A 26546-nucleotide genomic window follows, 5' to 3' on the forward strand; every position below is an offset into this window, starting at 1 on the left:
GGCGCGCGGCAGGCAAAGTTGCCGACGTTTGTCAAGGGCGCCCGAATTGGTACGTCGTAGCCACTGGGAGCTTACGAGTGCAGTCGGGGAGAGTGGAGGGTTTCGAATTTCAGCGCGGCGAGGAGTTCCGATACGCGGTTGTTCCGGATGGCGTTGCCGTCGCGTCGGAGCCGCTGGGCGAGGGCGTCGCGGCTGATGGTGACGCCCTCGCGGAGTAGTTGATCCCGGGCTGCTCGGGCCGCCGGTAGGAGCGGCACCAGGTCGGGCGCGAGGTCCACACCGCTGCGCAGCTGCGCGGCTGGCCGAAGGCCTGACGTCGCATGGTCGTCGTCGGGGCCATGGATTGCGTCGTATGAGGTGCCGCCTTCGACTTCTATCGTCTGCCCACCATGGACACCTTTGCTGCTGCGGCGCCGGCCCGGACTTTGGCTGGCGTTGTTCGTGTTGGTGTTCGGGCCACCGGTTGCGGCGTTTTGCGTGGCGTCCGATCGGACGACGGCGGGGCCGTCTGGCGGTGGTGGCTTCGTCCGTGACTTCGGGGTTCTGGCGCACATTCCGTGAATGATCTCCCCGGCGCCGACCGAGCGGTAGATGAGTGCGAAGTCTGTGCAGGTCCGCCTACGGACGCGAGGCACCGTCGAACGGCCCGGCTGGTCGGCGTCACGGAATATGCGCCAGAGCCGACTTCGGGACCCGTTTGTCGGCGAGCTCGGGGCGCACCAGCCGACGCCCGATTCTTGTGTTCGTGAGTTCAAGACCCACCCATGTGGATGGAATGGCGGTCGGTGAGCCCAACGCGGTCGAGTCGCCAGCGATGTCGCTGCGCTAGGTTCAACTTGTCGTAGCCGACTATGCCGCGTGACGAAGGCGGCCTGGCGCAGTCGGCGCAAGGCTACGGATCGCGGCATGAGCGCGTGTCTGACAGGCCGATGCGTCATCGGACACACTTTGGTTCATGACCGATGAAGCCCTGGTCCACTTGGGAGACCTCCGGCGGGCCTTGGCGCTTGTGTTTACCTTTCGTACCTGCTGCGTATCTACAACGCTGCGACGAGCGGCGCCTTGGGATTCGCCGTCGAGGTAACGCGGAGATCCGGCCGGACCGCGTCGTCGACGCCGCACGGTACCTCGGCCTAGCCGGCCTGGCCGAGCTCGACGCCATCGCCTCGATCCTGCTCGCCCTATGCGATCCACCGGCATGCGGCCGCACTGCTACTTCGCGTGGGCCGAGGGCAGCCCGCTGGTGCACATGGTTCGCTACTTCCTGCTCGGCCGCGGCGACACCCCCCGTCACCCGCGAGATCATCCGGGAGTAGGAACCCGATCTGCAGCGCCGCCTGGGCATCCACGTCGGCACGTGACCACCACCACGCCATCCGTGCGAGCGCGGGGACACACGGAGTGGCGTGGCGGGTGCACAATCTGGATCGCACACGTCAACGATGCGTGGTCGCTCTGGGGTTCGTGCAGGGCGGGCCACGGGGTTTGGAGCAGCCTGTGCGCGGTCAGTCGCTGGTCGGCAAGGTCGGCCTGGTGGTCACCGCGGTGCGTGGGGGTGACCTGCCCGGCGAGATCCGTGTCGTGGTCCAGGGCATCCCGCACCACTACCTCGCCTATGCCGTCGAGCCGCTGCCGGCTGGCGCCCAGGTACTCGTCATCCACTTCCGCGGCACGCGTCAGGTCGACGTCGAACCGTGGCCGCCGATGCCGGCGGACCACACCACTACTGGCTGAGAGAGGCCAACCCGATGTTCGGTTACCGTGTACCCGCCCCGAACGAAGCCCTGCTGATCAGCGGCAGGAAGCAGCGCGGAGCCGATGCCCTGCCGTTCAAGATCGTCACCGGGCACGGCACGTTCGTCGTCCCGATCTTCTCCAAGGCGTCCCGGCTGACCCTGGCCATGCAGGAGGCCGAGGTCGAGGAGGACTGCTACACGCAGCAGGGTCTGACCCTGCACGTCCAGGCCGTGATCGCGTTCAAGGTAGGCGATGACCACGAGTCGATCGCTGCCGCGGCCCGCCGATTCCAGGGTGACCAATCGCAGATGCCGGTGCTGGTCGGCCGGATCTTCAGCGGGCACCTACGCAGCATCATCGGCAGCATGACGGTGGAGGCGATCATCCGCGAGCAGCAGACCCTCGCCGACGCGATCGTCGACGCGAGCAAGACTGAGATGGCCCGCATCGGGCTGGAGATCGACTCGCTGCAGATCAGCAGCATCCACGACAAGGGCGTCGGCTACATCAAGGCTCTCGCGGCCCCGCACCAGGCCCGGGTCAACCAGGAGGCCAACGTGGCCCAGGCGATCGCGGACCAGGCCAGCGCGATGGCCCGGCAGGAGAGCACGCGCAACCAGGCCGAGTACGCCCGCCAGACGGCCATCGCCCAGGCCCGCTACCAGGCCGAGATCGACCAGGCTCAGCAGACCGCGGCGCAGGCCGGCCCTCTGGCAGCCGCTCAGGCGCAGCAGCACGTGCTGGCCGAGCAGGCTCTCGTCGCGCAGAAAAACGCCGAGCTACGCCAGGCCCAGCTCATCGCCGAAGTCATCCGCCCTGCCCAGGCGGAGGCGGAACGGATCGTCACCCTCGCCCGGGCCGACGCCGACGCCACCAAACTGTCCGCGGAGGCCGCCGCCGCGCAGGGTCGCATCGCCCTCGATCAGATGATGATCGAGCAGTTGCCGGACCTGCTCCGCGCCGCCGCGGAGGGTCTGCAGGGAGCCAACCTCACCGTGCTGGACGGGGCCGAGGGGCTCAACAGCGTCGTGGCCTCACTCGCCGCGCAGGGAACCATGCTGCTGGAAGCCGTGCGCAAAGGCATGACTGCTGCACCGGCCGCTGATCCCACGACATCGACGGAGGTCGCTCGACGCGAGGCGGGATGACCCTGCCCGTGCGGGTACAGCAACTGGCGGAATTTGCCGAATAGGGAAAGCCTCGCTCCTGCCGTAGTTGCGATCCTCAGGATGCCCGCCCAGGTTACGTCCACGGGAGTGGTGTACGAATCGCCCACCTTTGCGATGGTTGGGGAGATGGAGACGGGTACCGCTTGATCCTTCGAACTGACGAAAGTACCGAAGGAGGGATCAAGCGGTGACCGTACCCAAGAGTGTGGACGTCGGACGGTTCCTGCGTGCGGAACTTGGCTCGACCGCCCGACGGATCTGAGGTCGAGTGTTTCCGTGCCTCCGCCGGCCACCGAGCAGGTCATCAGCGACGCCGAGTCGGTGATCGGCTATCTGCTACCCCCGCTGCTCCGCCGGATCTACCGTGAGCTTGCCGACGGCGGGATCGGGCCCGGCGGCGGGATCGAGGCTTGAGGCACAGCTCGTCGAACATCCCCATGATCGATGGATACCTGGAAATACTGGATGCCGGGTCCGGCCCCGGCGAGCGTCCACCGCCACCGCCTGGTGTCGTGTTCTTCTGCGACTTCGGATGTGCCATGTGGGCGTTGCTGGACTGCTGGCATCCGAGCGGTCAGATGTGGTGGTTGGACGAGTGCGAGCAGTGCAAGCTGCACCTCACCCTGCAGGAGTGGTTCAACGCCTGGCTGGCGGGCGACTCCTATGACGTCTGGGCAAGGCCGGCGCTCAGGTTGGGTCCCGAGTCGTGGAGCCGGGACCAAGCCGAGGCGGCCGCGCGGCGCCGGATCGTCCTGCATCGTGATCAGGCGTCGCTGTGGTGACTCCCAGACCTCAAGCCATAAACAAAATGCCTGATCTCAAGCAGATCAACAAACCTCCGTGGCACTCGGCCCAGCTGGTCACCGTCCGTAGCCAGTGAGGAAAAGCTGGCGCGGACCGTCGGCGGCATGAGCGGATACCCCGGTGGTTAGGTTTTGACCTTTCCCTGCCACGTTTTGAGCGTCAGTATTTGGCCGTCGAAGTCCAGTCTGAGGCCGATCACTTCGTTGATCTCGTTGCGAATCGACGCCAGTTCAGTGAGGGGCCTCGCGCTGACTGAGGCGAACGGCGGCTCAGTCGAGGCGTCCCGCGGCAACCTACGTCCACCGTCGTAGTCGTAGGGGTCGAGCCATCTGTCATCGCCCGGGCAGGTCTCCGCGAGGTTGAGGGTCCAGTCGCTCTGGCCGGCGAGGAAGAGACCTTGACCGGTCATCGAACACAAGATGCACCGGCCCAACACTGAGATCGTCGGGTTCGGCCGCCCAATGCCAGGCCAGCCGTACGACCTTCACGAGCCTACGGCCGATCGCTGCGTCCATCTGCGACCCTTCCTAACGATCCGAGCGGTCGGCTCAACCGGTCGATCGGACCCACGTATCGCTCGAACTCCGTCGCCCGCGCTGGACCCTCGCCTGGACTTTCGCGGTCAGGCATAAGGTATCGGGCGTGGTCGAACGCTGGTTGGCACGGTGGCGGCCGCTGCGTGTCGCGGCGGCCGTGCTGGTGACGTCCGCACTGGTTCAAGGGTGTGACTTCGTACCGGAGGACACCTGGGGCATCGGTTCGGTGACCTGGGCCGGCGACGGGTACGTCTACTTCACGCACCACTTCAGCGAACGGGGCGTCAGCGAGGTGTGGCGGGTGCGGCCGGGCGGGCAGCCCGTGGCGTTCGTGCAGACGTGGCCGGGCCGGTGCGCACAGGACGAGCCGGCCGTGGACGTGGTGCGGGCGTTCGGCGGCAACGGGCTCGCAGTCGCGCTGGACTGTCCGGACCGTCCAGCGCGGGTGGAGTCGATCGATCTGCAGGATCGCAGCGGTACCCGGCTGTTCGACGCGCCCGACCTGTTCGACGTCGCGGTCGATCCCGGCGGAACGCGTGGCTACGTCGAGCAGGGCGTTCGGGATTGTTTCTCGGTGGCGGCGTTCAGCGACGGTGCGGTCCGCGTGCTCGACGTGCGCGTGACGACGGCGGACGGTGGCTGGGGGCTGTCGGAGGCGTACCGGGCGCAGGCACGCCCGCCCGGTGGACAGGGCTGCCCCGGCGTCGGCCGCGCGGTGGGGCCGGCCACGAGCGCCGACGGCCGGGTGACGGCGATGCTGGTCTCGACGTCGCCCGAACCAGGCGGAAACTCGCTGCTGTCGCGGTTCAACTGGCGCGTCGCCGTCCTCGACAACGCCACGATGGCGATCCGGCTGGTGGGCCCCGACCTCGTCACGCCCAGTCGCCTGGCGGTATCGGCCGACGGGTCGCGGGTCGTGCTGGCCGGGATTCTCGGCACCGACCTGGCGGTGCTGAACGTGGCCGGCGGGGGGATCGAACGGCTCACGGTCGGGGACCGCAACGTCACCGACCCGGCGTTCTCGCCGGACGGGCGAACGATCGCCTACAACAGCGACGTGAAATCCATCAAATTCGTTCCGGCGCCAACGACTCCTTGAGGTCGTTGACACTGCCGTTGGACCGACGAACACGCCGAGTCCCGGCAACCAGCTGCGGTTGCCGGAACCCGTTGCCCTTCGAAGGCACATACCGATTCGCCAGAAAGAGCGTGTTCAAGAGGAGGCCCGATTCATCGGGCCCCGCCAGCGTGGCTGTCGGGTGGCGGGTTCGCCTTGAGCTTCCTCAGCCGAGATACCGCGTGCCATCATCGGCACGGCTGGAAGCCATGGCCACGCCGAGCCGGTCACGAGGTCGGACCTGCCGGCGCGCACCAACGCGGCCATGAGCGCGCAGCTGGCTGATCGAGCGGATGGCGGGCTGAGCTGCCTCGGCGCGGCGGCAGATGCGGGTGTTCTGTTGGTCAAAGCAAGATGACCGCGTGGACCATGGGCCAAAGGATGTCTGAGGCGCCCGGAGCGTCGAGGTCGGTGAAGACGAACGCCAGGATGGCGCCGTGGCCGGCCCAGATGCATGTCGTACCGCGCTGGCTCTGGCTGTTGAATTGTGAGCACCGGATCGTGCGGGCGAGGTCCTCGCAGGTGCGGAAGTGGTCCGCGGTCATGCCGCCGAGCGGACCGAGGCTGTTCAGGAGTGCGTCCAGGCCCTCGATGTCGAAGTCGCGGTCGAACGCCTTGCCTGTGCCGCCCCAGATCGTGGCGGTGTGCCCGGCCGGGTCGCGGTAGTACGCATCGAACGGATGCTCGACGCCCGGGAACGGGTGTGTGGTGAGCATCGTGGTCGCGGGTGTCTGGTCGGCCGCTTTCCGGTACTCGATGATGGCGTCGGGCGCCGCCAGGGTGCCGGTCGGCTGGAGGATGCCCGGACCCGGTGTCGCCGCGGCACGGGTTGCCGATGCCGTGCCGGCCGCGCGCGGTACGGTCGCCGACCGTCCGGGGTCGCTCACGACGATCGTCACGATCGTGATCCCGGCCAGACCGGCGGCGACGACGGCGGCCGCCGGCCCGTGACGGCGGGCGTTGGGCTGGTCGGTGACGTGTGATGCGTCCGGTGTGCGGGTGACGCGGCGCCAGACGACGATGGCATACGCCGACAGCAGCGCCAGCATGACGATCCGTAAGGCCGTGTAGCCCATCAGCGCGTAGCTTCGGCTGATGAAGGCGTCCCGGAACGCCGTCGGGTCATCGGTACCGGGCAGGTGCCGGCTGGCGAGCACGAGGGCGAGGACAACGACCAGCCCGAGGGCGATCCGCCAGATCGTGTAGGTCCAGTGCTCCAGGATGCCGGCACGGCCGGACTGCTGCAGGCTGCGCCGGTTGCCGGCCGACCAGGCGACGAACCCGGCCAGGTACACCCAGATCCAGACCTGCGTGACGGTGCCCAGCAGCGCGGCACGGTCGAACACGGCCCGGGACGCCGCGCTGAAGATCGACGCCGGATCGGCGAGGATCGCGTCCGCGGCAACCAGCGCCGCAACGTCGGCGACCAGCAGCCCGAAGTAGACAACGGTGACGGCCACGAACAACCAGGTCAATACATGCCAGATCAGCGGCGGTTGCGGGCCTAAGCCCGGAGCCGGTGGGCCGCCGTTATGCTCGGGGCACAGGCACCCGTCGCCGGTGGTCAAGCCAGGCTCACCGCAGATCATGCAGGGCATCGACACAAGATCGGAACCATAGCCGATCCGGAGACCGCGCAGAACAGTCGGTCACTTTTTGATCCCAGAGGCGCGAACACGCGTTGGGCCTGTCACTGATCGTAAGGACCCGGTCCTACCGCCGCGCAACACTCGCGGCAGATGCGGACGTCAAGATCACCGTCGGAGTGGTTCGAGAGTCGCGTGGTCGGTTTGGTTCCGTGTCTGCTCTGGACTCAGCGGTGGACACGCTGGTTGTCCGTCTTGTCGCGGGCGGCGCGCTGTGGGTGGTGTGGCTGATCGGGTGGCTCCGTCGGGTCGGCGCCGGTGCGACCTGCGTATGGAGGCGTGTTCCTGTCCGGGCCGTAGGATGCGCGGTGGAGGTGGCGGGCGGGTGTCTGACGCGGTGATTGTCCGCTACACGTTGACGGGTGGCACGTTCGGCGCAGCCGACGAGCGTGCCGCGGTCTATGCCCTGCAGGAGCGGCTCCGGGAGGCGCTTGCCGGGCTGGATGCCGGTGAGGTCTCGGGCAACGAGTTCGGCGGCGACGAGGTCGCGCTGTTCCTCGACGGCCCGGACGCCGACCGGCTGTACACGGCGGTCGAGGCGCTGCTGCGGGCGTTCCCGACCCGGCCCGCCCGGGCGACCCTGCGCTACGGCGGCGCGGGTGACCCCACGTCGGTACGCCGCGGCGTCGACCTCGACGTCGGCTTGGTCGGCCCGCCGCCCGCCCGGCCCGCACCCGGCCCGCGCACGCAGGTCGCGGTGGAGGGCGACGTTTTCCGGATCCCGCTCGATGACACCCGCTCGGTCTTCGGCCAGGTCGCGGCCAAGGAAGACGTCGACCTGACCTTCGGCGATGCACTCCTTGTCGTGGTCTTCGACGCGCTCAGCCTGGACGCTGTCGACACCGCCGACATCCTGCTCATCGCCAACACCTTCGACGACTGCCTGGTCGACGGCGACTGGCCGATCGTCGAGCGCCGCCCCGTCCGCGCCGACGTACCCTGGCCGGTCTGCAAGGCGAGCATCACGTCGGTGGGCACGTTCGTCGAGGACCACTTCGGCAACCACTTCCGCGAGGCGAGCCCGGATGAGGCCCGGACCCTGAAGACCCGCACGCAGTGCTCCCCGGCCATGGTGGCGGACGCCGCTCGCGCCGCCTTCGGTGTGGGCGACTGGCTGGACCGCTACGACGACTTCATCCCCGACGAGTCGGCGACCGTGGCCCGGGTGATCCACCGGTAGCGCACCCGCGGCGGCAGATGAGGATGCCGCGAGCCTGCGCCGTCAATCTCCACTGCTGTCCACCGGGTACAGCACCGGGTTGATCGCGGCAAGGGTGCCCGACAGACGAGCGGCACCTTGACGAATGCCTGGATCCGGCTCTTCCAGCAACGCGTCGCACGTCCGCACCGCGGCCTCACGTTCGCCGGCGTAGATCATGTACACGTTCTGGACGGCGGTAACGATCCAGTCTGCATGGTTGTCGTCGGCGTCCGTCAGCGCTTGCGCGACCAGCGCCAGACCGGCCCGGTCCCGTCGACGAAGCAGCGCATCCGCGGTCACGAGGGTGACGAACGTGTCGTCGGCATCAAGCAGGAGCCGCCGCAGCGGCTGTACCGCCTCCGGCATCTCCGCACAAAACCCGCCAGGGCCCGGCCGGCATCCGCACGGTCCTGGTAGGCGCCGCTGCCGGCCAGCCTCAGCAACGCCACAACCACGGCACGCCGACCTTCCACGTCCATGCCCGTCATCATCGAGGACGTCCGTCCGGGTCCCCGCACCGACTCCGACCTACCAGCCGCACGGGACCGACTATCGATGTCCGATGGCGAGCACACAGCGGCATGAGTGCTCGGCTGATCAAGTGGCTCGGACCCCGAGGAGGTGTTGGGGGGCGATCTGTCTTACCGATCTTTCGGGTTATCCGACGTCACTGTTTTGGCATCCTCGGACGCCGGCTCTGGGAATCCGTGACATCGACGTGCGCGGCTGGCGCTTGCCGTTGCGTTTGCTGCAGGCCGTGTGCGAGCCGCGTCAGGCCGTGGGCCGGCGGTCGCCATCGGCCCAGAGTCCGAGCAGGCGCAGGTTGTCCTGCGACGGGCTGCCGGGGTCGGCGGTGTACAGGAACAGCGTCTGCTCCTCGTCGCCGGGCAACGCGAGGGCCTCGTAGCGCAGCGTGATCGGCCCGACGGCGGGGTGCGTCATGCGCTTGGTGCCGTGGGTGCGCTCGTGAACCTTGTGGCTGTTCCACCACGTACGGAACTCCGAGCTTTTGATGGTGAGCTCGCCGACCAGTTCGCTGAGCCGGGTGTCGTCAGCGTTGCGGCCGGCGTACAGGCGCAGGGTGCCAGCGACGTCGGCCGCCACGGCCGGCCAGTCGAGGAACGCGGCGCGCGCATCGGGGTCGAGAAACATCCACCGCGTGTAGTTGCGCTCGCGGGGCGGCAGCCGTGTCCAGTCGGTGAGCAGAGCACAGGCCAAGGGGTTGGCGGCGAGCACGTCGGTGCGCCGACCCAGGATCAGCGCCGGATGCTCAGTCATCGAGGCGATCATCTGCCGCATGGCTGGGCGCACACGCTGTGGCGGTTGCTGCGTGGCACGCCGCCGGGTGGGCCGGGCCAGGTCGGCCAGGTGCGCGCGGCCGGCCGGCTCCAGCCGGAACACCCGAGCCAGGGCATCGACGACCGCGTCCGACGGGGTGCTGTGGCGACCCTGCTCGAGCCGGGTGTAGTAGTCGACGCTCACCCCGGCAAGCTGCGCCACCTCCTCGCGCCGCAGCCCGCGGACGCGCCGCCCGGCCGCCGCGTCCGGCCGTGCGACCCCGGCCGTCTCGGGCGTCGTGCTCGCCCGGCAGGTCCGCAGGAACTCACCCAGGGCCAGGTTCACCATGCAACAGATTGTCTCGCGACGTCGTGGCCTGCGGAAAGAGGCTGGGTAGGCATGGCGTTCCCAGGTAGCGCTGGGCTGGCCCGGCCCTGTCGTGCCGGCGCTGCCGCTCGCACGATGGAAGCCGTCGAGACACAACCACCACGAGGAGAACCTCATGTCGTACCCCGCCACCTGGTTCGTCACCGGCACCTCCCGCGGCCTGGGCCTGGAGCTGGTCACCCAGCTGCTGCGCCGCGGTGACAACGTGGCCGCGACCACCCGATCGGTACAGCGCCTCGACGAGGCCCTGCAGGACGTCGACCGGTCCCGGTTGATGACCGCCCAGGTCGATCTGACCGACGAGGCTGCCGTTGCGGTGGCCGTCGAGGCGGCCACCCAGCGGTTCGGCACGATCGACGTGGTCGTGAACAACGCCGGGTACGGCTTCCTCGGCGCCGTCGAGGAAGTCACCGACGCCGAGGCCCGGCAGATGTTCGACGTACAAGTCTTCGGGGTCTGGAACGTGCTGCGCGCGGTGCTGCCGGCCATGCGCGAACGCCGCGGCGGGCACATCATCAACATCTCCTCGATCCTCGGCCTGACCGCCTTCCCCGGCTGGGGTCTCTACTGCGCCGGCAAGTACGCCCTCGAAGGCCTCACCGAATCGCTCGCCGCCGAGGTGTCCGGCTTCGGCATCGACGTCCACCTCGTCGAGCCGGGCTACACCCGCACCGACTTCCTGCGCACCACCTCGCTCGGCCTGCCGTCGAACACGATCGCCGGCTACGAGGCCATCCGCGAGATGACCGACGCCCACCTGAAGATGCCCGGCACCCAACTCGGCGACCCCGTCAAGGCCGCGACCGCCATCATCAGCGTCGCCGCCGACGGAAAGGCCCCGCTACACCAGCTGCTCGGCTCCGACTCCTACGGGCTGGCCAAGGCCCGCCTCGATGCCCTCGCCGCCGACATCGAGAACGGCCGCGATCTGACCTTCTCGACCGACATTGCACAGAACGCCTGACGGTGTTGCCGGCCGGACGCTGTGACGCCACATCCGCTCGTCGAGCTGCGAGTGCGCAGCGTCGGTCCGGTTCGTCACCCTGCGCCGCACGCGGATCGCGGCCATGACCGTGTGCGCGCTCATCGGCTGCGAGCGTGCGCCGGCCGAAGGCCGGGCGAGCCCGAGCGGCGTAACGGGGCGACCTGCGGAGCGTGACGATCTTCAGTCAGCCGAAGCACCCGATCGGCGGCAGATCCGCGCAGCAGATCGTGGTGCTTCCCTCGGCGTGGAGGAATCCACGCTCAGGGCACAACCGACGACCGGCGCGGGTCGGTGGGGCTGATACCGGCGGTCTCGAAGCGTTGTTCAAGGGCCTCGAGGTCGTGCTTGTGCCGGAACGTCTTTTCGGCCTCCGTGATGGGCAGCAGCCACAGCAGGCGGACATGCCCGCCTGGCACGGGGCAGGTTTCGAGCTTCGGGCCCCAGGGGTACGGCAGACTGACGAGGAGGTGGTCGCACGTGGACCCGGGGAGCCAGGGCTGCCCGATCGGCACGGTGTGGCCGTGGTCGAGCGCGTAGTCGCCGCCGGTGGCGTGGTAGTACGCGATCATCGTCAGGGTTTCGACGTGTACCTCGTCGTCGGCCGTCGGGGCGTACAGCAGGAATTCCAGGCCGTGGCCGTGGTGTTGGGTGGCGTCCCAGAGGCCGGCGGTCACGTAGAGCCGGCCGCCATCGTTCGGGGTCAGGGTCAGGATGTGCAGGGTCACTCGGCTCCGGATGGGGCCGGGAGCCGGTGCGAGGGTGGCAACATGGCAGCCCGGGAATCGCTCCTGGAGGTGGTCCAGCAGAGCTCGAGCCGCCGGCGTTAGATCATGATCTACGCTGGCAGTGTCGCACGTTGACCTCTGCCGACGGCCGTGGCGGCGTGACCCGCCCGCCGCCGCGATCACGATTGAACGCACCGGCATCGCCACATCACGTCCGCCAAATCCGGCAGCCGAGTCGCCGCAACGCTCCGCGGCAAGCTGATCGCCAATCAGGAAGTCTGACCCGCGTGGCCCGATCTTCGTACGGCCGGCCTGTCGCAATGTTGGATGATCAACGGGTGAACATGGATGCGCAGGTCGACCTCGACGGACTCTCCCCGCTGGAGCGGGAGCTACTTCGGCTCGGGGTGCTGGAGTGGGAACGGTCGGAAGGCAACAGGGACGTGGTTGCTCGGCTGCTTGAGTTCGACGACCGTTCGGCACTGCGATCGGACGTCCAGCGGCTCGCCGCTTCGATCGGCTCTGGTAGCCCGATGTCGCGCCGTGACTGTCGACGCCTGCTGCTCGCCACCGAGTTGGCATTCGCCAGCGAAACCTTGGGATGGTCGCGTGACTGGTCGGCCGACACTGGCTTTACCGACCGCGACACCATCACGGTGCTGCGCGGCATCCAGGAGAAGTTGGCCGGCATCATTAAAGATCTTTCGGTATTTGAGTGATGGTCAGAGACGTAGGCCGGTGTGGTCGAGGAAGTTGAAGCACAGTTGGTAGCTGCTGCCGATGCGGTGCAGGCCGGTGTGGGCGGCGGTGTCGGCGTCGTTGAGGATGTCGGGGCACAGGTTGGCCAGTTCGGTGGCTTTGAGGTTGCCCCAGACCAGTTCCATGGGGTTGAGGTCGTGGGCGTAGCCGGGCAGTGCTTCGACGGTCAGCCAGTGCTGCTGGGTGGCAAGCCAAGCCTTCATGTCCTTGGACCGGTGCGCGGACAGCCCGTCCCAGATCAGCACGATCGGCTTGCCGCGCAGGTGCCGGCGCAGCTGGGTGAGGAACGTGATGAGGCTTTCGGTGTTGTAGCTGCCGGGTTTGGTCTGGAAGATCAGCTTGGCCCGGGAGCGGTCGGGCCGGTAGGCCAGCACACCGGCCATGGACATCCGCGACCAGGAGAACCGGTGCCGCAACACGGGTGTCTGCCCGCGCGGTGCCCAGGTGCCGCGGACTACGGGCAGGAGCGAGAAGCCGCTCTCGTCCTGGAAACAGATCCACGCTCCCCGTCGCCGGGCCCCCTTTTGATCCTGGGCCAGTCCTGCTTGACCCACGCTTCGATCGCTGCGTCGTCCCGTTCGACGGCCCGCCGGGCCGGGCGCTGCCGGGTCCAGCCGAGGCGCTGCCGCAGGATTGTCCAGGTCTGCGTCGGCCCGTACCGCACGCTGGTGACCCGTTCGATCACGTCCGCCACCCGGGCGAGGGTCCACAGGTCGGTGCCGAACCCGCTGGCCTTCGGCCCGGCCAGCAGTGCCGACTCCACTTCGGACAGTTGCTCGTCCGACAGCCGCGGCGTACGCCCCAGTCGCTGCGCGCCGGTCAGGGCCTCCCGGCCGCCGGCCCGCCACGCCCGATGCCACCGCGACGCGGTCTGCGCAGAGACCCCCAGTTGCGTCACCACATCGGCCTGCCGCGCGCCGTCCTCGAACAACTCCGCCGCCCGAATCCGGCGCTGCCGCAACACATCAACATCCAGACGAGCGGCACCACGCCGACCCGCCGGCTGTGCAGAGACCGACATGCCACCGATTCTCGTACCCGGCAACACGATCAGCCCGCAACGACTCACCTCAATACCGAAAGATCTTTAACGGCGCCGACGACCGCGTCACCGGATCCGAGCCACCGGCCCAGCAAGCCTGGGAGCCGATCGCCATGGACGCCGACGATGAGTACCGGACGCCGTTCTACCAGCGATTCGGCTTCCGGCCCAGCATGCACTCCTGGCCTGCGATTACAGAGCCCACACCGTCAGTCACCGTCGACCTCGGCCCCATCTTCGCCAGCGGCCACCCACAGTTCGCCGCCGGAGCGGACGCCGTCAACAGCCTCACCCTGCTCGCGCTGGTCCGCGTGCTCGAACCCGGCACCAGCCTGATAGTGCTCGACTGGCAGCACCAAACCTACCGCTTCTGGCCTCACCGATTCGCCTGCCAACCCAATCCGCAGTGGCCGACGGACGTCTTCCCGAACGGGGACTACTACACCTTCCTCACCGAGGACATGAGCAATGGCACATTCGGCCATCCCTGGGAACAGACACTCTGCGTCTTCGGCGAGCCACTGGTATCCACCCTGGTCCCGGTGCTCACAAGCTGGCTTCCCATCAAGCGCACCAGCCGATAGCGGAAGCGGCTCCGTACCTCCGCCAGAACCTCGGCCGAGCAACGGCAATCGCCGCGGTGGGCGCGGCCGGCCTCGCCATCGGCGTCTCCATCATCGGGTTCACGATGGGCATGCTGACCGCGCACGATGCGACGCTGGCCCAGAAGGTCTTCGACCTCGCTTCGAACGACGCCTTCATCAGTATCCCGTTCTATCTGGCACCGCTGTTCAACGTGGGGATGCTGGTGCTCGCCGTGGCGCTGATCCGGACCCGGGCGGTTCCGCTGTGGCAGTCCATCCTGCTCATCGTCGCGGCGATCGCGGCTTTCGGCGCCCCGGGCGGCGGCGTCGCCGGCGCCCTCGGGCACGCGCCACTCGCCGTCGTCCTGGTCGCATTCGCCCACCGGCTGTGGCGCGGCAACGGTACCGAGGCAACCGCGGCGCAGCGGACGTCACGGATAGCCGTCGCCAGCTAGGGCCAGGGATGGCCGGCGGTGACGCGCCCCACCCGGCCATCCCTGCGTGTCGGTCCCGGCGGCCAGCTCCGATCGCTCCGACCCGCGCAGCAGTCCACCACCGTTCCGACTGGACCCGGCCCGAAACCGCATCAAACCCGACGCAGACGGTGTCAAACGGCCGAAACGGCGTAAGCGGCAACGAGCAGCCTGCAAGCATCCACGGTCCACATCGGATCGGTAGGCAGGTTGAAACGCAGGTCAAGTGGTGGGCCGCCAGGGACTCGAACTCTGAACCTACGGATTAGAAGGCCGTCGAGGCCGGCACCGACAGCAGCGCCTGGTCTCACACCGGCGGCTGAGTCGTATCGCCGGGGTGGACGATTCCATGCTCGTATCCGTAGATGACGGTTTGGAGCCGGTCGCGCAGGCCGAGTTTGCGCAGGATCGCGGCGACGTGCGTCTTGACCGTCGTCTCGGCGAGGTACAACCTCGTTCCGATCTCGGCGTTGGAGCGGCCCCGGACCAGCTCCTCCAGCACTTCGCGTTCCCGGGCGGTCAGTGTGGCCGCTGCGTCGGATGGTGCGGGGGGTCGCCTCACATACGTTTCGATGAGGCGTCGGGTGAGGACGGGATCGAGGAGCGCGTCTCCTGAGGTGGCGGTGCGGATTGCGTGCAGCAGGTGGGCGCGGGGCGACGACTTGAGCAGGAAGCCGCTGGCGCCGGCGGCCATCGCGGCGTACAGGTATTCGTCGAGGTCGAAGGTGGTCAGCATGACCACGCGGGTGTTCAGCCGTGGGTTGGCGAGGATCTGGCGTGCCGCTGCGATGCCGTCGCCGCCGGGCATCTGGATGTCGAGCAGCGCCACGTCGGGGCATAGGTGCATCGCCTCGCGCGTGGCCGCCGCGCCGTCGCTGACGTCGGCGACGACCTCGATGTCCGCTTGTGCTTCGAGGATCATCCGCAGCCCGGCGCGGACGAGTTCCTGGTCGTCGGCGATGAGTACGCGGATCATGGCCGCACCGGCAGTTGCGCGAGTACCCGGAATCCGGCCGGTGTGAGGTGCTGGGCGGACAGGGTGCCGCCGAGCGCCTGTGCCCGTTCGGTCATGCCGGCGATGCCTCGGCCGCTGCCGCCGGCCGGCTCTGGCACGCCGGGACCGTCGTCGAGCACCTCCAGGGTCACGCCGGCTGCGTCGTGTCTGACGGTGACGACGACCTTCGACGCGGCCGCGTGTTTCAAGGCGTTGGTGAGGGCCTCCTGCACGATGCGGTACACGGCCGGCCGCAGCGGGATCGGGATCGGTTCCCCCGACTCGATCAGGTCGACGTTCAGGCCTGTGCGGCGGACGGGTTCGACCAGCGCGCTCAGGTCGGCCGGTACGGCGTCGTCGTTCGAGCGGAGCACGCCGAGCAGGTTGCGCAGGTCGCCGATGGCGCGCCGGCCGGTATCGCCGATCGCATCAAGGGTCTGCGCGGTCCGGTCCGGTTGGGTGTCGAGCACTTCACGGGCGGCTTCGGCCTGCAGCACCATGAGGCTGACGCTGTGTGAGATGACATCGTGCAGTTCACGGGCGATCCGTGCGCGTTCGGCCGCCGCGGCCAGTTCGGTGAGGTGGGCCTGTTCGCGTTCGAGCGCCTCGGTACGCTCCCGCGCGATCCGAGCGTAGTTCGCGGTGTGCCGGACGAGTCCGCCGAGGCCTCCGGCCGCCCCGAAGTACACGATCGGAATGATGACGCCGGCCGGGCTGTCCAGGCCACGGATGCTCACCACCACGTCCATGATGATGAGCGCGACCAGCGTTGCGGCGTACCCGAGCAGCATCGTGCGTCGGGTCCCGCTGCGGGCGAGGTGGAACATCGCAATCATCGTGGCCAGGAACGTCGCGAACGGGGGGTCGCCGACCGCGACCTGGTAACCGGCGTCGAGAACGAGCAGGACCCCCAGCGCGCCCAACGGTACGGCCGGTAGCACAGCGACCGCGCCACCGCCGATGAGGCATGCGCACAAGGCCAGGGCGAGGTGCTCGTCGCCGGGCGACCCGAGCTGCTGCACGACGCCGAGACAGGCGGCAAGGATGCCGAGGCCGGGGTAGACCCAGGCGCGCTTGGATCGCATTGGCGCACCGTACCGGGGTGGCGGCGGGTGCCGCTGCGCTCGTACGGACGAGTTCCATCCTCCTGGCGGATGAGACGAACCCGTTCCCGCGGCGACCCGGTCGGTGCATCGAGACGGAGGTCCCGGTGGCGGCGGATGACCCATGGTTGTCGCCAACGACACCACCCTCAAGGAGGTTCTAATGTTGGACGTACCGACCGTGCAGGCCGAGCTTGCGCCGGCGACCGATGCGCGCCGGCCGGCATTGCTGCTCGCCGGTCCGATTGCCGCCGTTTCGATCGTGCTGGTGTTAGTGGCCGCCGCCGCGACCGGCGGTGACGCGGTGAAGATGGTGACGAACGGCCTGGGCATCGCGTCCAACGTCGCCGCGCTGGCTGCGCTGATCGCGATGGCCGTGGGGCTGGCCGCTCTTCCGGCGCAGGTAGAGCCGCTGCGGCAGGGCTTCGGCCGGCTCGCCTGGATCGTCGGGGAGCTGGGCACGATCCTGGTCGCGGGAGGCTATTGGTCCAGCGTGTTCGTCCAGCCCGGGCTCGCGCACGTCGATCCGCATGCGGTCAGCGACGGCATTGCCAGCGTCACGGCCGGTTTCGTGGTGTCGTACATGGTGATGGGTCTGGGGTGGGCGCTGATCGCGATAGCGCTGTTGCGGGCCAAGCTGATCGGCGTCAGCGGCTGGTTCCTCATCCTGACATCGGTCATCGCGATCTCGCCCGCGCCGTTCCGCTACCTGCCGCTCGCGATCGCCGTTACCGTCGCCTGCGGCTTCCGACTGGGCCGCCGCCGTCCCGCGTGATCGCCCTCGGGGCCCTCTGGCGACAAGCCGGAGGGCCCCGCCAACGCACATACCGCTGACGGAAGCGACCGCGGAAGCCTCCTGCTGCGGCAGCGCACCGAAGGCCGACTCGGTCGGCGCCGGTCAGGGCTGCTGCGGATGAGCGCCCCACCCAGCCGTCACCGGCACCCGTCGCCCGGCCCGTCCTCGACCGGCTCCAGGCGGCGCTCGGGCAGGTGTCCGGCGAGCGGATGGCGGCTGCCGTCGCGGCTCTGGCCGGGGCGGCGTTCGCCGGGCGGCGGGTCGGCAGCACGGGCGGGGCCGCCGCCCGGGCCTGGCTGGCCCAGCGCTTCGACGACGCCGGCGCCGCGGCGAGATCTGGTTGCACATGGCCCGGACGACCGACGGGACGGGCAGCCGGGTCGCAGCGGCGAGGTGTCCGCCGATGCGGTGCCAGAGGTGGTCGTAGCGGCGGCTGGTCAGCGCTTTGCCGTTGCGGTACCGCAACAGGGAATCGGTGGGCAGGGTCGCGCCGCGGACGGCGGCGTGCTGGGCGAGGCTGGTGGCGAGGTCGAGGCTGATCGGTTGCCAGCGGACGGTGCCGCCCTTCTCGCGCAGCAGGAGCAGGCCCGTTCGGCGTCGAGGTCCTGCAGCCGCAGGCCCAAGCCGCCGGCACGCCGGCGGCGGTTTCGGTGTGCAGGTGCAGCAGCAGCGCGTCGAGGACAGTGTCGTTGCCGGTGGTGCGAGCGACCAGGTTGATCTCGGTCAGTTCGTCAGGTGTAAGGGCCCGTCGGGTGCTCGGCAGCCGTCGTGGCTTGCCGACCCGGTGCGCGGGGCTGTCTGTGGCCTGGATGAGTCCGTCGGCGATGGCCCCGTTGTAGAACGCTCGCGCGGCGGCGATGAACAGTTCGCCGGCGTGGCGGCCGCCGCGGCTGTTGCGGCGGGCCTGGGCGCTGTCGGTGAGGTGTTGCCGCATCGCCTGCAGGTCGCTGGCGGTGACGCTGTCGATCGCCTGGTTTCCCCAGGCTCTGGTCATGCGCTGCCAGTAGCTGCGGTAGGCGCGTAAGGCGCTGGGACCGGCTGCGGCGAGGACCTGGGGGAGGTAGTCGTCGAATGTCGGCAGTGCTGGTCGGGCGTCGTGTTGCAGGTCGGCGAGGGTGACGCCGAGCTCGGCCAGGCAGGCCCAGGCGGCTGCGAGTTTCGCCGGGTCAACGGCCATGGCCGTCTGCCATCAGTCGGATGTGCAGGTGCGAGAGGAGCCGCGCCACAGTTTCTGCGGGGTGGACGACGAGCAGACCGCGATCGAGGTCAGCGGCGAGGACGACGAGGCCGCCGGTCTCGATGGCGCACATCTGCCGGACCGCGGCCGGCAGGGTCAGATCGCCGCGGGCGCCGACCAGCGGGGCACCTGCGTCATCGGGCCAGATCAAAACCGCCCGATTAGCGTCATCGGTGCGCAGCCGCTGGCCGGGACGCCAGCCGAGCTGCTCGAGCAGCAGCCGGGCCGACACCCGCCCGGACTGGTCCAGCCGGGCGATGTCGAGCTGTGGAAGAGTCTGCGCGGGCGAGGTGCACGGGAACGGCAGGCTCGGCAGCGGTGGAGGTTGCGGCCTGGAGCGGGGGAGCGGAGCGGGCATCAGCGCCGCGATCATCTGCTCGGCTGCGGCCGGGATGCCGCGGCTCCCGCCGGTCATTGTCGTTGCCCGATCAGGGCTCTGGAGTGCAGATACCCGACCGGGTTCTTACCCGCTCGGGTCGGCCGGCGTGCCCGCTGGCGATGCTGCAAGGATGCTATCTTGGTGAATTTCCACCAAGATCTGTGTCGAAGGGGGGATGAACCCCCACCCATAGCATCCCTGCATGAAACAGGGATGCATGCGATTGAGCGTAGCGGGTTGAACCCGGCGATTCAATCGAAGCACACGAACGGCTGGCGATCTGGCGCCTGCCCGCCGAACGAGCGGTCCGCTGCAGTCTCACTGCTGTGTCTGGGGTTTGTCGGGCCACGGTGCGGAATCAGGGTTCGTGGTCTGAATCCGGTGCGTGGCGTCGTCGCCCCGTGCCGAGCGCGCCGCCCGGGAGTTGGGCCTGTCCGTCGAGCCGTTCGGCACGATCAGCTGGTTCGACGTGACCATCGACGGCGTTGACCACCGGACTCCACCAAGCCGGTCGAGGCGCTCGCGTGGTCGACGATCCGCATGGCTCACGGCTCGCCTCTGCGCCACCCCGAGGGGTGGTAGACCAGGGCCTGTTTCCGCCCGACCTGGTGGCGGTCGTGCTGATCGGGCTCGGCGGCTGACGCTTCGGGGAGTCGCCTAACCGACTTCGCCTACGTGTTAACACCGATGCCCGGCCCGCAGCCCCCTTTCTACCGTCGGGACATCCCCAAACCGAAAGGTCGTGATTCCCATCGCTCCCATACGGATCGCGGGTCGGACCCTCATATTCGCCATCACCGTGGCGGCGGTCGCCTTCGGCGCCGTGACGCCTGCTAGCGCCACGATGACCGGGTTCAGGGCGGTGCAGGGCTCGCAGGGCTGGGTCGACTTCAACGGCGACCGCAAAGCCGACATCTGCTATCTCTACAGCAACGCCGATATTCCGACGTGCCTCGTGTCCACCGGCACCGGGTTCGGCATGCAGTACCAGGCTTCCGGGGCCGACCCCGGGTATAGCGCCGGACGCGCCTGGGCGGACTTCAACGGCGATCGGAAGGCCGACTACTGCCGGGTGATCGGCGGGAGCTACAAGATGCTGGACTGCACCGTCTCCAATGGGTCCGGTTTCGCTTCGACGTATATCTCCGCGGCCGTGGACGCCGGGTACGACGAGGGACGGGCCTGGGTCGACGGCAACGCCGACGGCCGCGCCGACTACTGCCGCGTGGTGGGCCTGTGGTCGTACCAGATCTCGTGTACGACCTCCAACGGCACCGGCTTCGCCAACACCTTCACCTCCGGCAACCTCGACCCCGGCTACAACCAGGGCCGCAGCTGGGTGGACGTCAATGGCGACAACCGGGCCGACTACTGCCGCATCGTCGGTAACGGGCCCATGTATCTGGCCTGCACGCTCAGCACCGGCGTCGGATTCGGCACGACGATCACGTCCACCGCACTTGACCCAGGCTATGACGACAGCCGTCGCTGGGCCGATGTCAACGGCGACGGCAACGCCGACTACTGCCGGATCGTCGGCTCGGTGAACTACGCCTCGACGACCGTGCAGTGCACGCTGTCGATGGGCAGCGGCTTCGGCACCACCTTCACCTCGGACAGGATGGACGCCGGCACCGGCGGCTCGGGTGTCTGGGCGGACTTCAACGGCGACGGAAAGGACGACTACTGCCGCAAAAGTTTGGGCACGTACGCCGGGACCTGCACCGTCTCGAACGGCACCAGCTTCGGCCTCACCTACAGTGCCCCGGTCGCCTCGCAATTGATGTTCGGCTTTGCCGACTTCAACGCCGACGGCAAGGCCGACGTGTGCCGATGGGAGTCCGGTACCTACCGCTGCACAGTCTCCACTGGCACCGGCTTCGGCCCGACCTACTCGTGAACGGCACTCCAAGGAGGATTGCGATGCGCAAGGCACTGCGGGCACTGATGGTCACCGCCCTGCTGGCGTTGACTGTCGGCATGGTGACGGCGACCGGCACGGGGCAGCCCCGCTCCACGGCGATGCCACCTGCCGACGGCGACTCGATGTACTGCTGGCATGTCAGCGGACCCGGCAGCCCGATGATGTGCACCGCGCCGTAGAAAACCCAGACGCGCTCTCGGCTGTAGATCAGAAGGTCAGGGGTACGAGCCCCTTCGGGCGCGCAGCACGGAAACGGCCTCCCGGTACAGGTGGGAGGCCGTTTCCGTCTCGTTGACCGTCATTGAGCTCCGGCAGCCTGTACCGTTCGACAACTCGGTCAAGGGTGCTGACGTGCGCCTTTGTGCGTCTGATCCCCATGCACAGTGCGGCATGGTGGGGGCCATGATCCTGTCGTTTGGGTATCTCGTGCTGCGCCAGGTCCTGCATCTGGTGATCCTCGGGTTGCGTGGCGAGCGGTCCAAGGAGATCGAGAAGCCGAACCGTTCGTAGAGCTTGGCGAGTGCGGCGGTGGGAGGCTGGGCCAGGACCGTGATCTGGTCGCGGTCGGCGACGCGCAGGGGGCCAAGGACCAGGGGGCTGACGGCGCGCCGGTCTGCCGGGTCCGCGACGAGGTTGGATGCTTCCGCGACCCGGTCGAAGGGCTGCAGCGCCCACCCCTGCGCGCGGTGCCGTTGCCTCTGCAGGCCCGCCACCGCGGAGGGTAGGACCTGCGCGGATCCCGGAAGTATCTGCGCACTGAGGACACCGACCGCAGCGAGCAGGAGCCCGGCTGCCACCCAGCCGTCGGCGGCGTCATCGAAGTGCCCGGCGGCGGCGTACAGCAGCGCGGTGGGTGCGAGGTACACGGCCCCGATCCCCAGCGCGCAAGCTACCGTCGTGGCCTTCGTCCGCCACGTCCGGTGCTGCTCGGCGTGCAGTTCCTGCACCGTGATCACGGCCCGGCCTTCCCATCGGCCGGCGTTGCCGTCGGCGACGGCACGGCTGAACTCCAGCAGGAACGCCGGCCAGGTCATGACCTGACCGGCCCGGCGTAGCACCGGCACATCCAGCACCGGTGGCTGGAACCGGTCTGTGGCAAGCCAGGCGAGGGCGGGCACGTGCCGCCAACTGGGGTGCAGATCGTCGGGGATCACCTTTTCGAGGATGCCGCAGGCAACGCACCGCGCGTGACCCGCAGCAATATGCCGTCGCTCACGGTCCGAAAAGTGCGCAACTGGCGGGTCCGGTCGCCGGTGACGGTCATCATCGGCCGATGAGTTCGCTGGCGCGGAGAGCCGCGGCGAGCAGGTCAGGGTCGTGGGAGCGGCCGTAGGCCTCGGCCGCGGTGTCGGTGAACTTGATGACGTGTTCGTCGCCGTGGTCGGCGGCACGGTGCAGGACTTCGGTCACCGGGTCGTCGTCGCGCGGCGCCGGCGTTACCTCGGACCGTGGCGCCGACTCGGCCGGAGCGTAGGTCGCGGTGATCGCCGCCGCTGCCGCCCATGCCGCGTCGAAGCTCGCCGGCCAGAGCGACTCCGGGAGCGCCGGCAGCGTGTGCAGTACGGCGTTCGGCGCGGTGGCGGCGTGGACCAGCAGCACCGGGGAACCGTGGCCGCGGACCAGATAACCGCGGGTCGCGGCGTCGACGAGATCGGCGAGGCGCTCGGGTACGTCCGCGGTGTGCACCGGCCGAAGGGCGCGGAGGCTCGCCGGCCAGCCGGGGGTGGCCGACAGCCGGTCGAGGCGGTGGGCGATCAGGCCGCTCTGGGTCTCGATGCGCGCAACGCCGTCGAGCGCGTCGTTCACGGTCAGCCGGCCGGCAGGCCGGCTGAATCCGGGGAGCGACCGGTACCGCGCGGCCCAGAAAGCCAGGCCGTGGGCCAGTTCCTCGAGAGCCGGCGCGGGAGCGTCCGGTGTACCGGCGGAGCGCAGGGCGCGGACGGCGTGTCCGACCCGGATGACGCCGTGGGTGGAGCCGGCCACGATTCCCGGCAACAACCTCGGCCACCATTCGGTCAGGACGTCGGTCCACGGCCGGTTGCGGAGCTGGCCGCTGAACCACACCGCCCAGTCGGGAAGCCGGTGGTGGTCGCCGAGCGCGAGCGTCCAGGTGTCCGCGGCGATCGGGTTGCAAGCGCGGGGCAGTTCGGCGAGGCGGCCGACGTAGCGGTCGAGCCAGCGCTCAACGTCGACGTCGAGACCGCGGCGAAGCAGCACCTCGACCGCCATCGGCCCGTGGTTCGTCAGGCCGTGGTTGCCTTCCTCGTCGCCGCCGAACTCCGGCCCGTACCGGTGGAGGCGGGCATATGCCTCGAGCAACTGTTCCTGTGCGGCGCGACGGTAGCCCGTGCCGTCGGACCAAGGATTGACAGACATCGGAGTACTCCTCCATGGGTGCGGCAGGGACCCGGCCGGGCGGCCGGATCAGCACCTGATCAGGATCGCAGCGGCCGGCGCAGCGTCGCCACGATTCGGCCATGGCCTAATCTGTCACTGTGCTCCACCTGCACTTCGTGGCTGAGGACCTCAGCCGGATCAGGTTCGCCTCGTCGCCGTTGTGGGAGACGGTGATGAGTCTGCGAGCACTGACCGGGCCCGACACCGGCGCACAGCTGCACACGCCCTGGCGCCGCCGGGTCGAGCGGCGCCTGGCCGAGGTGGACATGGACCTGCTGACGGCGCTGGTGCGCCCGGCGGGCTACATCCCCGACTTTCTGGTGCCCTCACCGCACCGCCGTTCGGTTGGGTTCGCCACCGCCCTGGCGCAGGTCGCCGCCGGGGACCCGGCCGAGGTGGCCAGGCAATTACGGCATCTCGCCGGGCACCACGTCGCCCAGCAAGGCCCCGGCCGCGCCGCGCGGATCCGGCTGCTGCACCGGCTCGCCGACGCACCCGCCGAGAGCCTCACCGCCATCGTGCGCGAGCTCGACCGCTACTGGGGCGCCGCGATAGCGCCGTTCTGGCCGCGCATCCACGCCCTGCTCCGCGCCGACCTTGCGCACCGGCTCGAAGAGCTTGCGGACGGCGGAGCGAACCAACTGTTCCGCACGCTGCACCCGTCGGTCAGCTTCGACCGCGACACGTTGCGGGTGGTGAAGTACTACGAGGGCCATGCCGACCTAGCCGGCCGCGGCCTGCTGCTCGTCCCCTGCGCATTCGCCTGGCCGGACGTCATCGTGCTCACCGCCCATCCGAGCGTGCCGACCGTCTCCTACTCACCCCGCGGGCTCGGCCGGCTGTGGGAGCAGCACCCGACACCGCACCGTTCGGCACTGGCCGACATCCTCGGACGTACCAGAGCAGCCCTTCTGGCGCAGCTCGACCTGCCCATGTCGACCACCCAGATGTCCGCGCAGCTCAGCCTCTCGGCACCGACACTCAACGTCCACCTGCACGCGTTACGCGCCGCTCGAATCCTGGCCTCGCGCCGGGAAGGGCGGCACGTCCTGTTCTCCCGGACGGCGCTGGGCGACCAGCTCCTCGCCGGCGGCGCCGACGGCTGACCATCCTCAACCCACCAGAGGCAGGGCGGGCACAGCAGCGGGTGTGGCGGGTCGTCAGGCGGTGCCCATCGACACCGGCGACGACCCGCAGCGGCCGCGGCACGGGTGGCTTTCGTCCCACGCCTTGGCGCTGGCCGAGAGCAGGTCATCGGCGCCGACAGCGCCGGGGATGGCGTAGCGGCCGTCGAGCACGAGGAACGGCGCGCCGTGGGCGCCGAGGCGCTGTGCCTCACGCTGGTCGGCCGCCACACGGGCCCGGTATCGGCGGCTGCGTAGCGCCTCGGCGGCGCTGTCGGGGTCGAGGCCCACCTCGACGGCGAAGTCGAGGACCGGCTGGTCGGCTGCGGCGTCGTAGCCGCGATGGTATTGACCATGCTCGCCGTTGGCGATGCTGCGTAACGGTGGCGTGCGGTACCGGCTCGTCGCTCGCGCCGGTTCGAGTCGGAGGTCTGGTATGGCCTCGCGGCCGTTTACGCCTGGCGGATCCGTTGGGTGGAGACGCGGTCGCCGGTCACATCGGCGTTGGTGGCGACGTCGATGCCGAACATGGCGAGGCGGAAGTACTCGACGGTGAGCTCGGTGGGCACGAAGGCTGCACACCATCACCACCCGCCAGGCCGCCACCGCGGTCATCGTCGGGGCCGGCTACATCGGCCTCGAGATGGCCGAAGCCCTGACCACCCGCGGCCTCACCGTCACCCTCCTGGAACAGGTCAGCCAGGTCATGCCGACCGTCGACCCGCAGCTCGCCGAACCTCTGGCCGAGCATCTGCGCGAGCGCGGGGTCGCCGTGCACACCGGCACCACAGTCCTCACGGTCGGGCGGGCCGCGACCGGGCTTGTCGTCGGCACCGATCGCGGCGACCACCACGGCGACCTCGTCCTCGTCGTCACCGGGGTCCGGCCCGACATCGAGCTCGCCGCCAACGCCGGCGCCACGCTCGGCGTGCGGGGCGCGATCGCGGCATGCGCACCAACCTGCCCGACGTCTACGCGGCCGGCGACTGCGTCCACACCTACCACCGCCTCCTCGACAAGGACGTCTACCTGCCCCTCGGCAGCACCGCCCATAAACAGGGCCGGGTCGCCGGGACCAACGCCGCCGGTGGCGACGCCGTCTTCGCCGGCTCGCTCGGGACGCAGGCCGTGAAGGTGTTCGACCGGGTATTGGCGGGCACGGGCCTGCGCGACATCACCGCCCGCGGGGCCGGGTTCGACCCGGTCACGGTCACGGTCGCGGTCACCGTCGACGACCACAAGGCGTACTACCGGGCGCCACGCCGGTCGACGTCCGCATCACCGGCTACCGCACCACGGGGCGGCTGCTCGGCGCGCAGCTGCTCGTCGGTTTCTTCATCGTGCGGGGTCTGTAGCAAGGCGGGGACGTGTCATCGCGTGCGACGCCGTCGGGGCGACGGCTGGTGGCGACCGGCGTACCCGGCCGCCACCAGCCTGGTCGCTACGTGGCGAGCGGGTGCTGCTCGCCGGTCATGGCGGCCACCGCGGCCGTGACCTCGAAGATGGATGCGCGTACGTAGCTCGCGGTCGAGCCGGCGTGAAGGCGGCGACCTTGATGCCGAGGCCGGCCAGTTCGCCGTGGACTCGCCGGTAGCCCAGCTCGGGTGCTCGCGGGCCAGGCGCAGGACGAGGGTCTGGATGCTGCGGATGGTGGGTGGCCGTCCTGGCTGTTTCGGCCGGGATTGTTTGGCGTGGTGACGTCGGAGCAGGTCGCGGTGCCAGCGCAGGACGGTGTCGGGGGAGACGATCAGGTGCAACTGACGCAGCTTCGGCCCGGGTAGCCGGTGGAGGAGGGTGGCGAGGAACGCCCGGTCGGGCGGGGTGAGGCGGGGCTTGTCGATCTGGCGCTGCAGGATGGCGAGCTGGTGGCGTAGCGCCAGAATCTCGACGTTCTTGTCCGAATCGGTCATTGGTGTGAGCCGTATGAGGGTGAACACGCTCGTGAGCGCCAGGTAGGGCAGTCGCAGCAGCACGATGGACCATCCTGGCCTACCCCGTCTCGCAGACTTCAGCCATATCCGAGAACCGGCAGGTCACAACCCATGGATGGGGTTTCTCGGCACCCGCAGAGTCGAAGTCGGTAACGGTGAAGCTCCGCAGACGGGCGCTGCAGGCGTTGGAAGCCTGGCTGCTCGCAGCGATGGCGGGC

At 69.2% G+C, this 26546-nt stretch carries 30 protein-coding genes and 1 pseudogene; 16 read left to right on the forward strand and 15 right to left on the reverse strand.

All coding sequences use genetic code 11. The features are described from left to right. Nucleotides 1-71: 71 nt before the first annotated feature. Nucleotides 72-341: pseudogene (locus ACPPVO_RS22770) on the reverse strand (hypothetical protein); the annotation flags it as partial. 1156 nt (nucleotides 342-1497) lie between these two features. On the opposite strand from ACPPVO_RS22770, the gene ACPPVO_RS22775 reads away from it, so the two are divergent. From ACPPVO_RS22775 to ACPPVO_RS22790, 4 genes are all read left to right on the forward strand, one after another. Next, nucleotides 1498-1734, forward strand: coding sequence for a hypothetical protein (locus ACPPVO_RS22775; protein ID WP_360384866.1), 237 nt, complete (start codon nucleotides 1498-1500; stop codon nucleotides 1732-1734). Continuing rightward, on the forward strand, nucleotides 1695-2885 hold the full coding sequence (locus tag ACPPVO_RS22780) for an SPFH domain-containing protein (protein WP_426513196.1): 1191 nt from the start codon (nucleotides 1695-1697) through the stop codon (nucleotides 2883-2885). The genes ACPPVO_RS22775 and ACPPVO_RS22780 overlap by 40 nt, the downstream gene beginning before the upstream one ends. A 297-nt stretch (nucleotides 2886-3182) precedes the next feature. After that, nucleotides 3183-3320, forward strand: coding sequence for a hypothetical protein (locus ACPPVO_RS22785; protein WP_426513197.1), 138 nt, complete (start codon nucleotides 3183-3185; stop codon nucleotides 3318-3320). Between the two features lie 23 nt (nucleotides 3321-3343). Then, nucleotides 3344-3688 carry a hypothetical protein gene (locus ACPPVO_RS22790; protein WP_426513198.1) on the forward strand — a complete coding sequence of 115 codons (345 nt, stop codon included), beginning with the start codon at nucleotides 3344-3346 and terminating at the stop codon, nucleotides 3686-3688. Between the two features lie 146 nt (nucleotides 3689-3834). Here ACPPVO_RS22790 and ACPPVO_RS22795 read toward each other — a convergent pair whose 3' ends face one another. Further along, entirely contained in the window at nucleotides 3835-4119 is a 285-nt protein-coding gene (locus ACPPVO_RS22795) for a hypothetical protein (protein ID WP_426513199.1), read from the reverse strand. A gap of 233 nt (nucleotides 4120-4352) precedes the next feature. Here ACPPVO_RS22795 and ACPPVO_RS22800 point away from each other — a divergent pair, with 233 nt between their 5' ends. Next, nucleotides 4353-5345 carry a TolB family protein gene (locus ACPPVO_RS22800; protein WP_426513200.1) on the forward strand — a complete coding sequence of 331 codons (993 nt, stop codon included), beginning with the start codon at nucleotides 4353-4355 and terminating at the stop codon, nucleotides 5343-5345. A gap of 362 nt (nucleotides 5346-5707) precedes the next feature. On the opposite strand, the gene ACPPVO_RS22805 is transcribed toward ACPPVO_RS22800, so the two are convergent. Next, nucleotides 5708-6823, reverse strand: coding sequence for a hypothetical protein (locus tag ACPPVO_RS22805; protein WP_426513201.1), 1116 nt, complete (start codon nucleotides 6821-6823; stop codon nucleotides 5708-5710). Nucleotides 6824-7334: 511 nt separating this feature from the next. On the opposite strand from ACPPVO_RS22805, the gene ACPPVO_RS22810 reads away from it, so the two are divergent. Next, nucleotides 7335-8189 (forward strand): Imm26 family immunity protein, encoded by an 855-nt coding sequence (locus ACPPVO_RS22810; RefSeq protein WP_426513202.1) that lies wholly within the window; start codon nucleotides 7335-7337, stop codon nucleotides 8187-8189. A gap of 42 nt (nucleotides 8190-8231) precedes the next feature. Here ACPPVO_RS22810 and ACPPVO_RS22815 read toward each other — a convergent pair whose 3' ends face one another. Both ACPPVO_RS22815 and ACPPVO_RS22820 read right to left on the reverse strand, forming a co-directional pair. Beyond that, entirely contained in the window at nucleotides 8232-8576 is a 345-nt protein-coding gene (locus ACPPVO_RS22815; RefSeq protein ID WP_426513203.1) for a hypothetical protein, read from the reverse strand. A gap of 405 nt (nucleotides 8577-8981) precedes the next feature. Then, nucleotides 8982-9836 (reverse strand): helix-turn-helix transcriptional regulator, encoded by an 855-nt coding sequence (locus tag ACPPVO_RS22820; protein ID WP_426513204.1) that lies wholly within the window; start codon nucleotides 9834-9836, stop codon nucleotides 8982-8984. A gap of 154 nt (nucleotides 9837-9990) precedes the next feature. Between ACPPVO_RS22820 and ACPPVO_RS22825 the strand changes: the two genes are divergently transcribed. Further along, a complete protein-coding gene (locus tag ACPPVO_RS22825; RefSeq protein ID WP_426513205.1) occupies nucleotides 9991-10839 on the forward strand; it encodes an SDR family NAD(P)-dependent oxidoreductase in 849 nt (282 codons plus the stop codon). 281 nt (nucleotides 10840-11120) lie between these two features. On the opposite strand, the gene ACPPVO_RS22830 is transcribed toward ACPPVO_RS22825, so the two are convergent. After that, nucleotides 11121-11585: a suppressor of fused domain protein gene (locus ACPPVO_RS22830; RefSeq protein WP_426513206.1), complete on the reverse strand. Its 465-nt coding sequence runs from the start codon at nucleotides 11583-11585 to the stop codon at nucleotides 11121-11123. Nucleotides 11586-11923: 338 nt separating this feature from the next. Here ACPPVO_RS22830 and ACPPVO_RS22835 point away from each other — a divergent pair, with 338 nt between their 5' ends. Then, nucleotides 11924-12304, forward strand: a complete 381-nt coding sequence (locus ACPPVO_RS22835; protein WP_426513207.1) for a hypothetical protein — start codon at nucleotides 11924-11926, stop codon at nucleotides 12302-12304. 3 nt (nucleotides 12305-12307) lie between these two features. On the opposite strand, the gene ACPPVO_RS22840 is transcribed toward ACPPVO_RS22835, so the two are convergent. Both ACPPVO_RS22840 and ACPPVO_RS22845 read right to left on the reverse strand, forming a co-directional pair. Further along, entirely contained in the window at nucleotides 12308-12898 is a 591-nt protein-coding gene (locus ACPPVO_RS22840; protein ID WP_426502513.1) for an IS630 family transposase, read from the reverse strand. Then, nucleotides 12799-13308 (reverse strand): winged helix-turn-helix domain-containing protein, encoded by a 510-nt coding sequence (locus ACPPVO_RS22845; RefSeq protein ID WP_426502512.1) that lies wholly within the window; start codon nucleotides 13306-13308, stop codon nucleotides 12799-12801. Before ACPPVO_RS22845 ends, ACPPVO_RS22840 begins: the two co-directional genes overlap by 100 nt. A gap of 191 nt (nucleotides 13309-13499) precedes the next feature. Between ACPPVO_RS22845 and ACPPVO_RS22850 the strand changes: the two genes are divergently transcribed. Both ACPPVO_RS22850 and ACPPVO_RS22855 read left to right on the forward strand, forming a co-directional pair. Next, nucleotides 13500-13970, forward strand: coding sequence for a DUF2716 domain-containing protein (locus ACPPVO_RS22850; RefSeq protein WP_426513208.1), 471 nt, complete (start codon nucleotides 13500-13502; stop codon nucleotides 13968-13970). 56 nt (nucleotides 13971-14026) lie between these two features. Further along, complete coding sequence (locus tag ACPPVO_RS22855) at nucleotides 14027-14425, forward strand: hypothetical protein (protein ID WP_426513209.1); 399 nt, start codon at nucleotides 14027-14029, stop codon at nucleotides 14423-14425. A 325-nt stretch (nucleotides 14426-14750) separates the two neighbouring features. Here the strand turns inward: ACPPVO_RS22855 and ACPPVO_RS22860 are convergent, their stop codons facing one another. Beyond that, a complete protein-coding gene (locus ACPPVO_RS22860) occupies nucleotides 14751-15419 on the reverse strand; it encodes a response regulator (RefSeq protein ID WP_426513210.1) in 669 nt (222 codons plus the stop codon). After that, complete coding sequence (locus ACPPVO_RS22865; protein WP_426513211.1) at nucleotides 15416-16228, reverse strand: sensor histidine kinase; 813 nt, start codon at nucleotides 16226-16228, stop codon at nucleotides 15416-15418. The genes ACPPVO_RS22860 and ACPPVO_RS22865 overlap by 4 nt, the downstream gene beginning before the upstream one ends. Before the next feature lie 436 nt (nucleotides 16229-16664). Here ACPPVO_RS22865 and ACPPVO_RS22870 point away from each other — a divergent pair, with 436 nt between their 5' ends. Next, nucleotides 16665-17315: a hypothetical protein gene (locus ACPPVO_RS22870; RefSeq protein WP_426513212.1), complete on the forward strand. Its 651-nt coding sequence runs from the start codon at nucleotides 16665-16667 to the stop codon at nucleotides 17313-17315. Between the two features lie 673 nt (nucleotides 17316-17988). Then, nucleotides 17989-18360, forward strand: coding sequence for a hypothetical protein (locus ACPPVO_RS22875; RefSeq protein ID WP_426513213.1), 372 nt, complete (start codon nucleotides 17989-17991; stop codon nucleotides 18358-18360). Between the two features lie 142 nt (nucleotides 18361-18502). Here ACPPVO_RS22875 and ACPPVO_RS22880 read toward each other — a convergent pair whose 3' ends face one another. After that, the gene (locus tag ACPPVO_RS22880; protein ID WP_426513214.1) at nucleotides 18503-18988 is read right to left on the reverse strand and encodes a hypothetical protein; all 486 of its coding nucleotides are present in this window, start codon (nucleotides 18986-18988) and stop codon (nucleotides 18503-18505) included. Nucleotides 18989-19751: 763 nt separating this feature from the next. Between ACPPVO_RS22880 and ACPPVO_RS22885 the strand changes: the two genes are divergently transcribed. Further along, on the forward strand, nucleotides 19752-20852 hold the full coding sequence (locus ACPPVO_RS22885) for an FG-GAP repeat domain-containing protein (RefSeq protein WP_426513215.1): 1101 nt from the start codon (nucleotides 19752-19754) through the stop codon (nucleotides 20850-20852). A gap of 23 nt (nucleotides 20853-20875) precedes the next feature. Beyond that, nucleotides 20876-21055: a hypothetical protein gene (locus tag ACPPVO_RS22890; RefSeq protein ID WP_426513216.1), complete on the forward strand. Its 180-nt coding sequence runs from the start codon at nucleotides 20876-20878 to the stop codon at nucleotides 21053-21055. Nucleotides 21056-21091: 36 nt separating this feature from the next. Here the strand turns inward: ACPPVO_RS22890 and ACPPVO_RS22895 are convergent, their stop codons facing one another. Together ACPPVO_RS22895 and ACPPVO_RS22900 are read right to left on the reverse strand one after the other, a co-directional pair. Then, nucleotides 21092-22030 (reverse strand): hypothetical protein, encoded by a 939-nt coding sequence (locus ACPPVO_RS22895; RefSeq protein ID WP_426513217.1) that lies wholly within the window; start codon nucleotides 22028-22030, stop codon nucleotides 21092-21094. Between the two features lie 109 nt (nucleotides 22031-22139). Next, nucleotides 22140-23252, reverse strand: coding sequence for a questin oxidase family protein (locus tag ACPPVO_RS22900; protein ID WP_426513218.1), 1113 nt, complete (start codon nucleotides 23250-23252; stop codon nucleotides 22140-22142). A 119-nt stretch (nucleotides 23253-23371) separates the two neighbouring features. Here ACPPVO_RS22900 and ACPPVO_RS22905 point away from each other — a divergent pair, with 119 nt between their 5' ends. Next, a complete protein-coding gene (locus ACPPVO_RS22905) occupies nucleotides 23372-24379 on the forward strand; it encodes a DUF5937 family protein (RefSeq protein ID WP_426513219.1) in 1008 nt (335 codons plus the stop codon). Nucleotides 24380-24433: 54 nt separating this feature from the next. Here ACPPVO_RS22905 and ACPPVO_RS22910 read toward each other — a convergent pair whose 3' ends face one another. Further along, nucleotides 24434-24688, reverse strand: a complete 255-nt coding sequence (locus tag ACPPVO_RS22910) for a DsbA family oxidoreductase (protein ID WP_426513220.1) — start codon at nucleotides 24686-24688, stop codon at nucleotides 24434-24436. A 352-nt stretch (nucleotides 24689-25040) separates the two neighbouring features. Here ACPPVO_RS22910 and ACPPVO_RS22915 point away from each other — a divergent pair, with 352 nt between their 5' ends. Beyond that, on the forward strand, nucleotides 25041-25529 hold the full coding sequence (locus ACPPVO_RS22915) for an NAD(P)/FAD-dependent oxidoreductase (RefSeq protein WP_426513221.1): 489 nt from the start codon (nucleotides 25041-25043) through the stop codon (nucleotides 25527-25529). A 238-nt stretch (nucleotides 25530-25767) separates the two neighbouring features. On the opposite strand, the gene ACPPVO_RS22920 is transcribed toward ACPPVO_RS22915, so the two are convergent. After that, the gene (locus ACPPVO_RS22920; RefSeq protein ID WP_426513222.1) at nucleotides 25768-26370 is read right to left on the reverse strand and encodes a hypothetical protein; all 603 of its coding nucleotides are present in this window, start codon (nucleotides 26368-26370) and stop codon (nucleotides 25768-25770) included. Nucleotides 26371-26546: the final 176 nt, after the last annotated feature.

The sequence above is a fragment of the Dactylosporangium sp. McL0621 genome (assembly GCF_049995355.1).
Classification (GTDB): Bacteria; Actinomycetota; Actinomycetes; order Mycobacteriales; family Micromonosporaceae; genus Dactylosporangium.

What these genes read in the sequence shown, in the direction of transcription:
- ACPPVO_RS22790 (WP_426513198.1), top strand. Translation starts at nt 3,344, where the DNA reads ATGATCGATGGATACCTGGAAATACTGGATGCCGGGTCCGGCCCCGGC.
- ACPPVO_RS22795 (WP_426513199.1), bottom strand. Translation starts at nt 4,119, where the DNA reads ATGACCGGTCAAGGTCTCTTCCTCGCCGGCCAGAGCGACTGGACCCTC.
- ACPPVO_RS22815 (WP_426513203.1), bottom strand. Translation starts at nt 8,576, where the DNA reads ATGCCGGAGGCGGTACAGCCGCTGCGGCGGCTCCTGCTTGATGCCGAC.
- ACPPVO_RS22820 (WP_426513204.1), bottom strand. Translation starts at nt 9,836, where the DNA reads ATGGTGAACCTGGCCCTGGGTGAGTTCCTGCGGACCTGCCGGGCGAGC.
- ACPPVO_RS22825 (WP_426513205.1), top strand. Translation starts at nt 9,991, where the DNA reads ATGTCGTACCCCGCCACCTGGTTCGTCACCGGCACCTCCCGCGGCCTG.
- ACPPVO_RS22850 (WP_426513208.1), top strand. Translation starts at nt 13,500, where the DNA reads ATGGACGCCGACGATGAGTACCGGACGCCGTTCTACCAGCGATTCGGC.
- ACPPVO_RS22860 (WP_426513210.1), bottom strand. Translation starts at nt 15,419, where the DNA reads ATGATCCGCGTACTCATCGCCGACGACCAGGAACTCGTCCGCGCCGGG.
- ACPPVO_RS22865 (WP_426513211.1), bottom strand. Translation starts at nt 16,228, where the DNA reads ATGCTGCTCGGGTACGCCGCAACGCTGGTCGCGCTCATCATCATGGAC.
- ACPPVO_RS22870 (WP_426513212.1), top strand. Translation starts at nt 16,665, where the DNA reads ATGGTTGTCGCCAACGACACCACCCTCAAGGAGGTTCTAATGTTGGAC.
- ACPPVO_RS22880 (WP_426513214.1), bottom strand. Translation starts at nt 18,988, where the DNA reads ATGACCGGCGGGAGCCGCGGCATCCCGGCCGCAGCCGAGCAGATGATC.
- ACPPVO_RS22890 (WP_426513216.1), top strand. Translation starts at nt 20,876, where the DNA reads ATGCGCAAGGCACTGCGGGCACTGATGGTCACCGCCCTGCTGGCGTTG.
- ACPPVO_RS22900 (WP_426513218.1), bottom strand. Translation starts at nt 23,252, where the DNA reads ATGTCTGTCAATCCTTGGTCCGACGGCACGGGCTACCGTCGCGCCGCA.
- ACPPVO_RS22915 (WP_426513221.1), top strand. Translation starts at nt 25,041, where the DNA reads ATGGCCGAAGCCCTGACCACCCGCGGCCTCACCGTCACCCTCCTGGAA.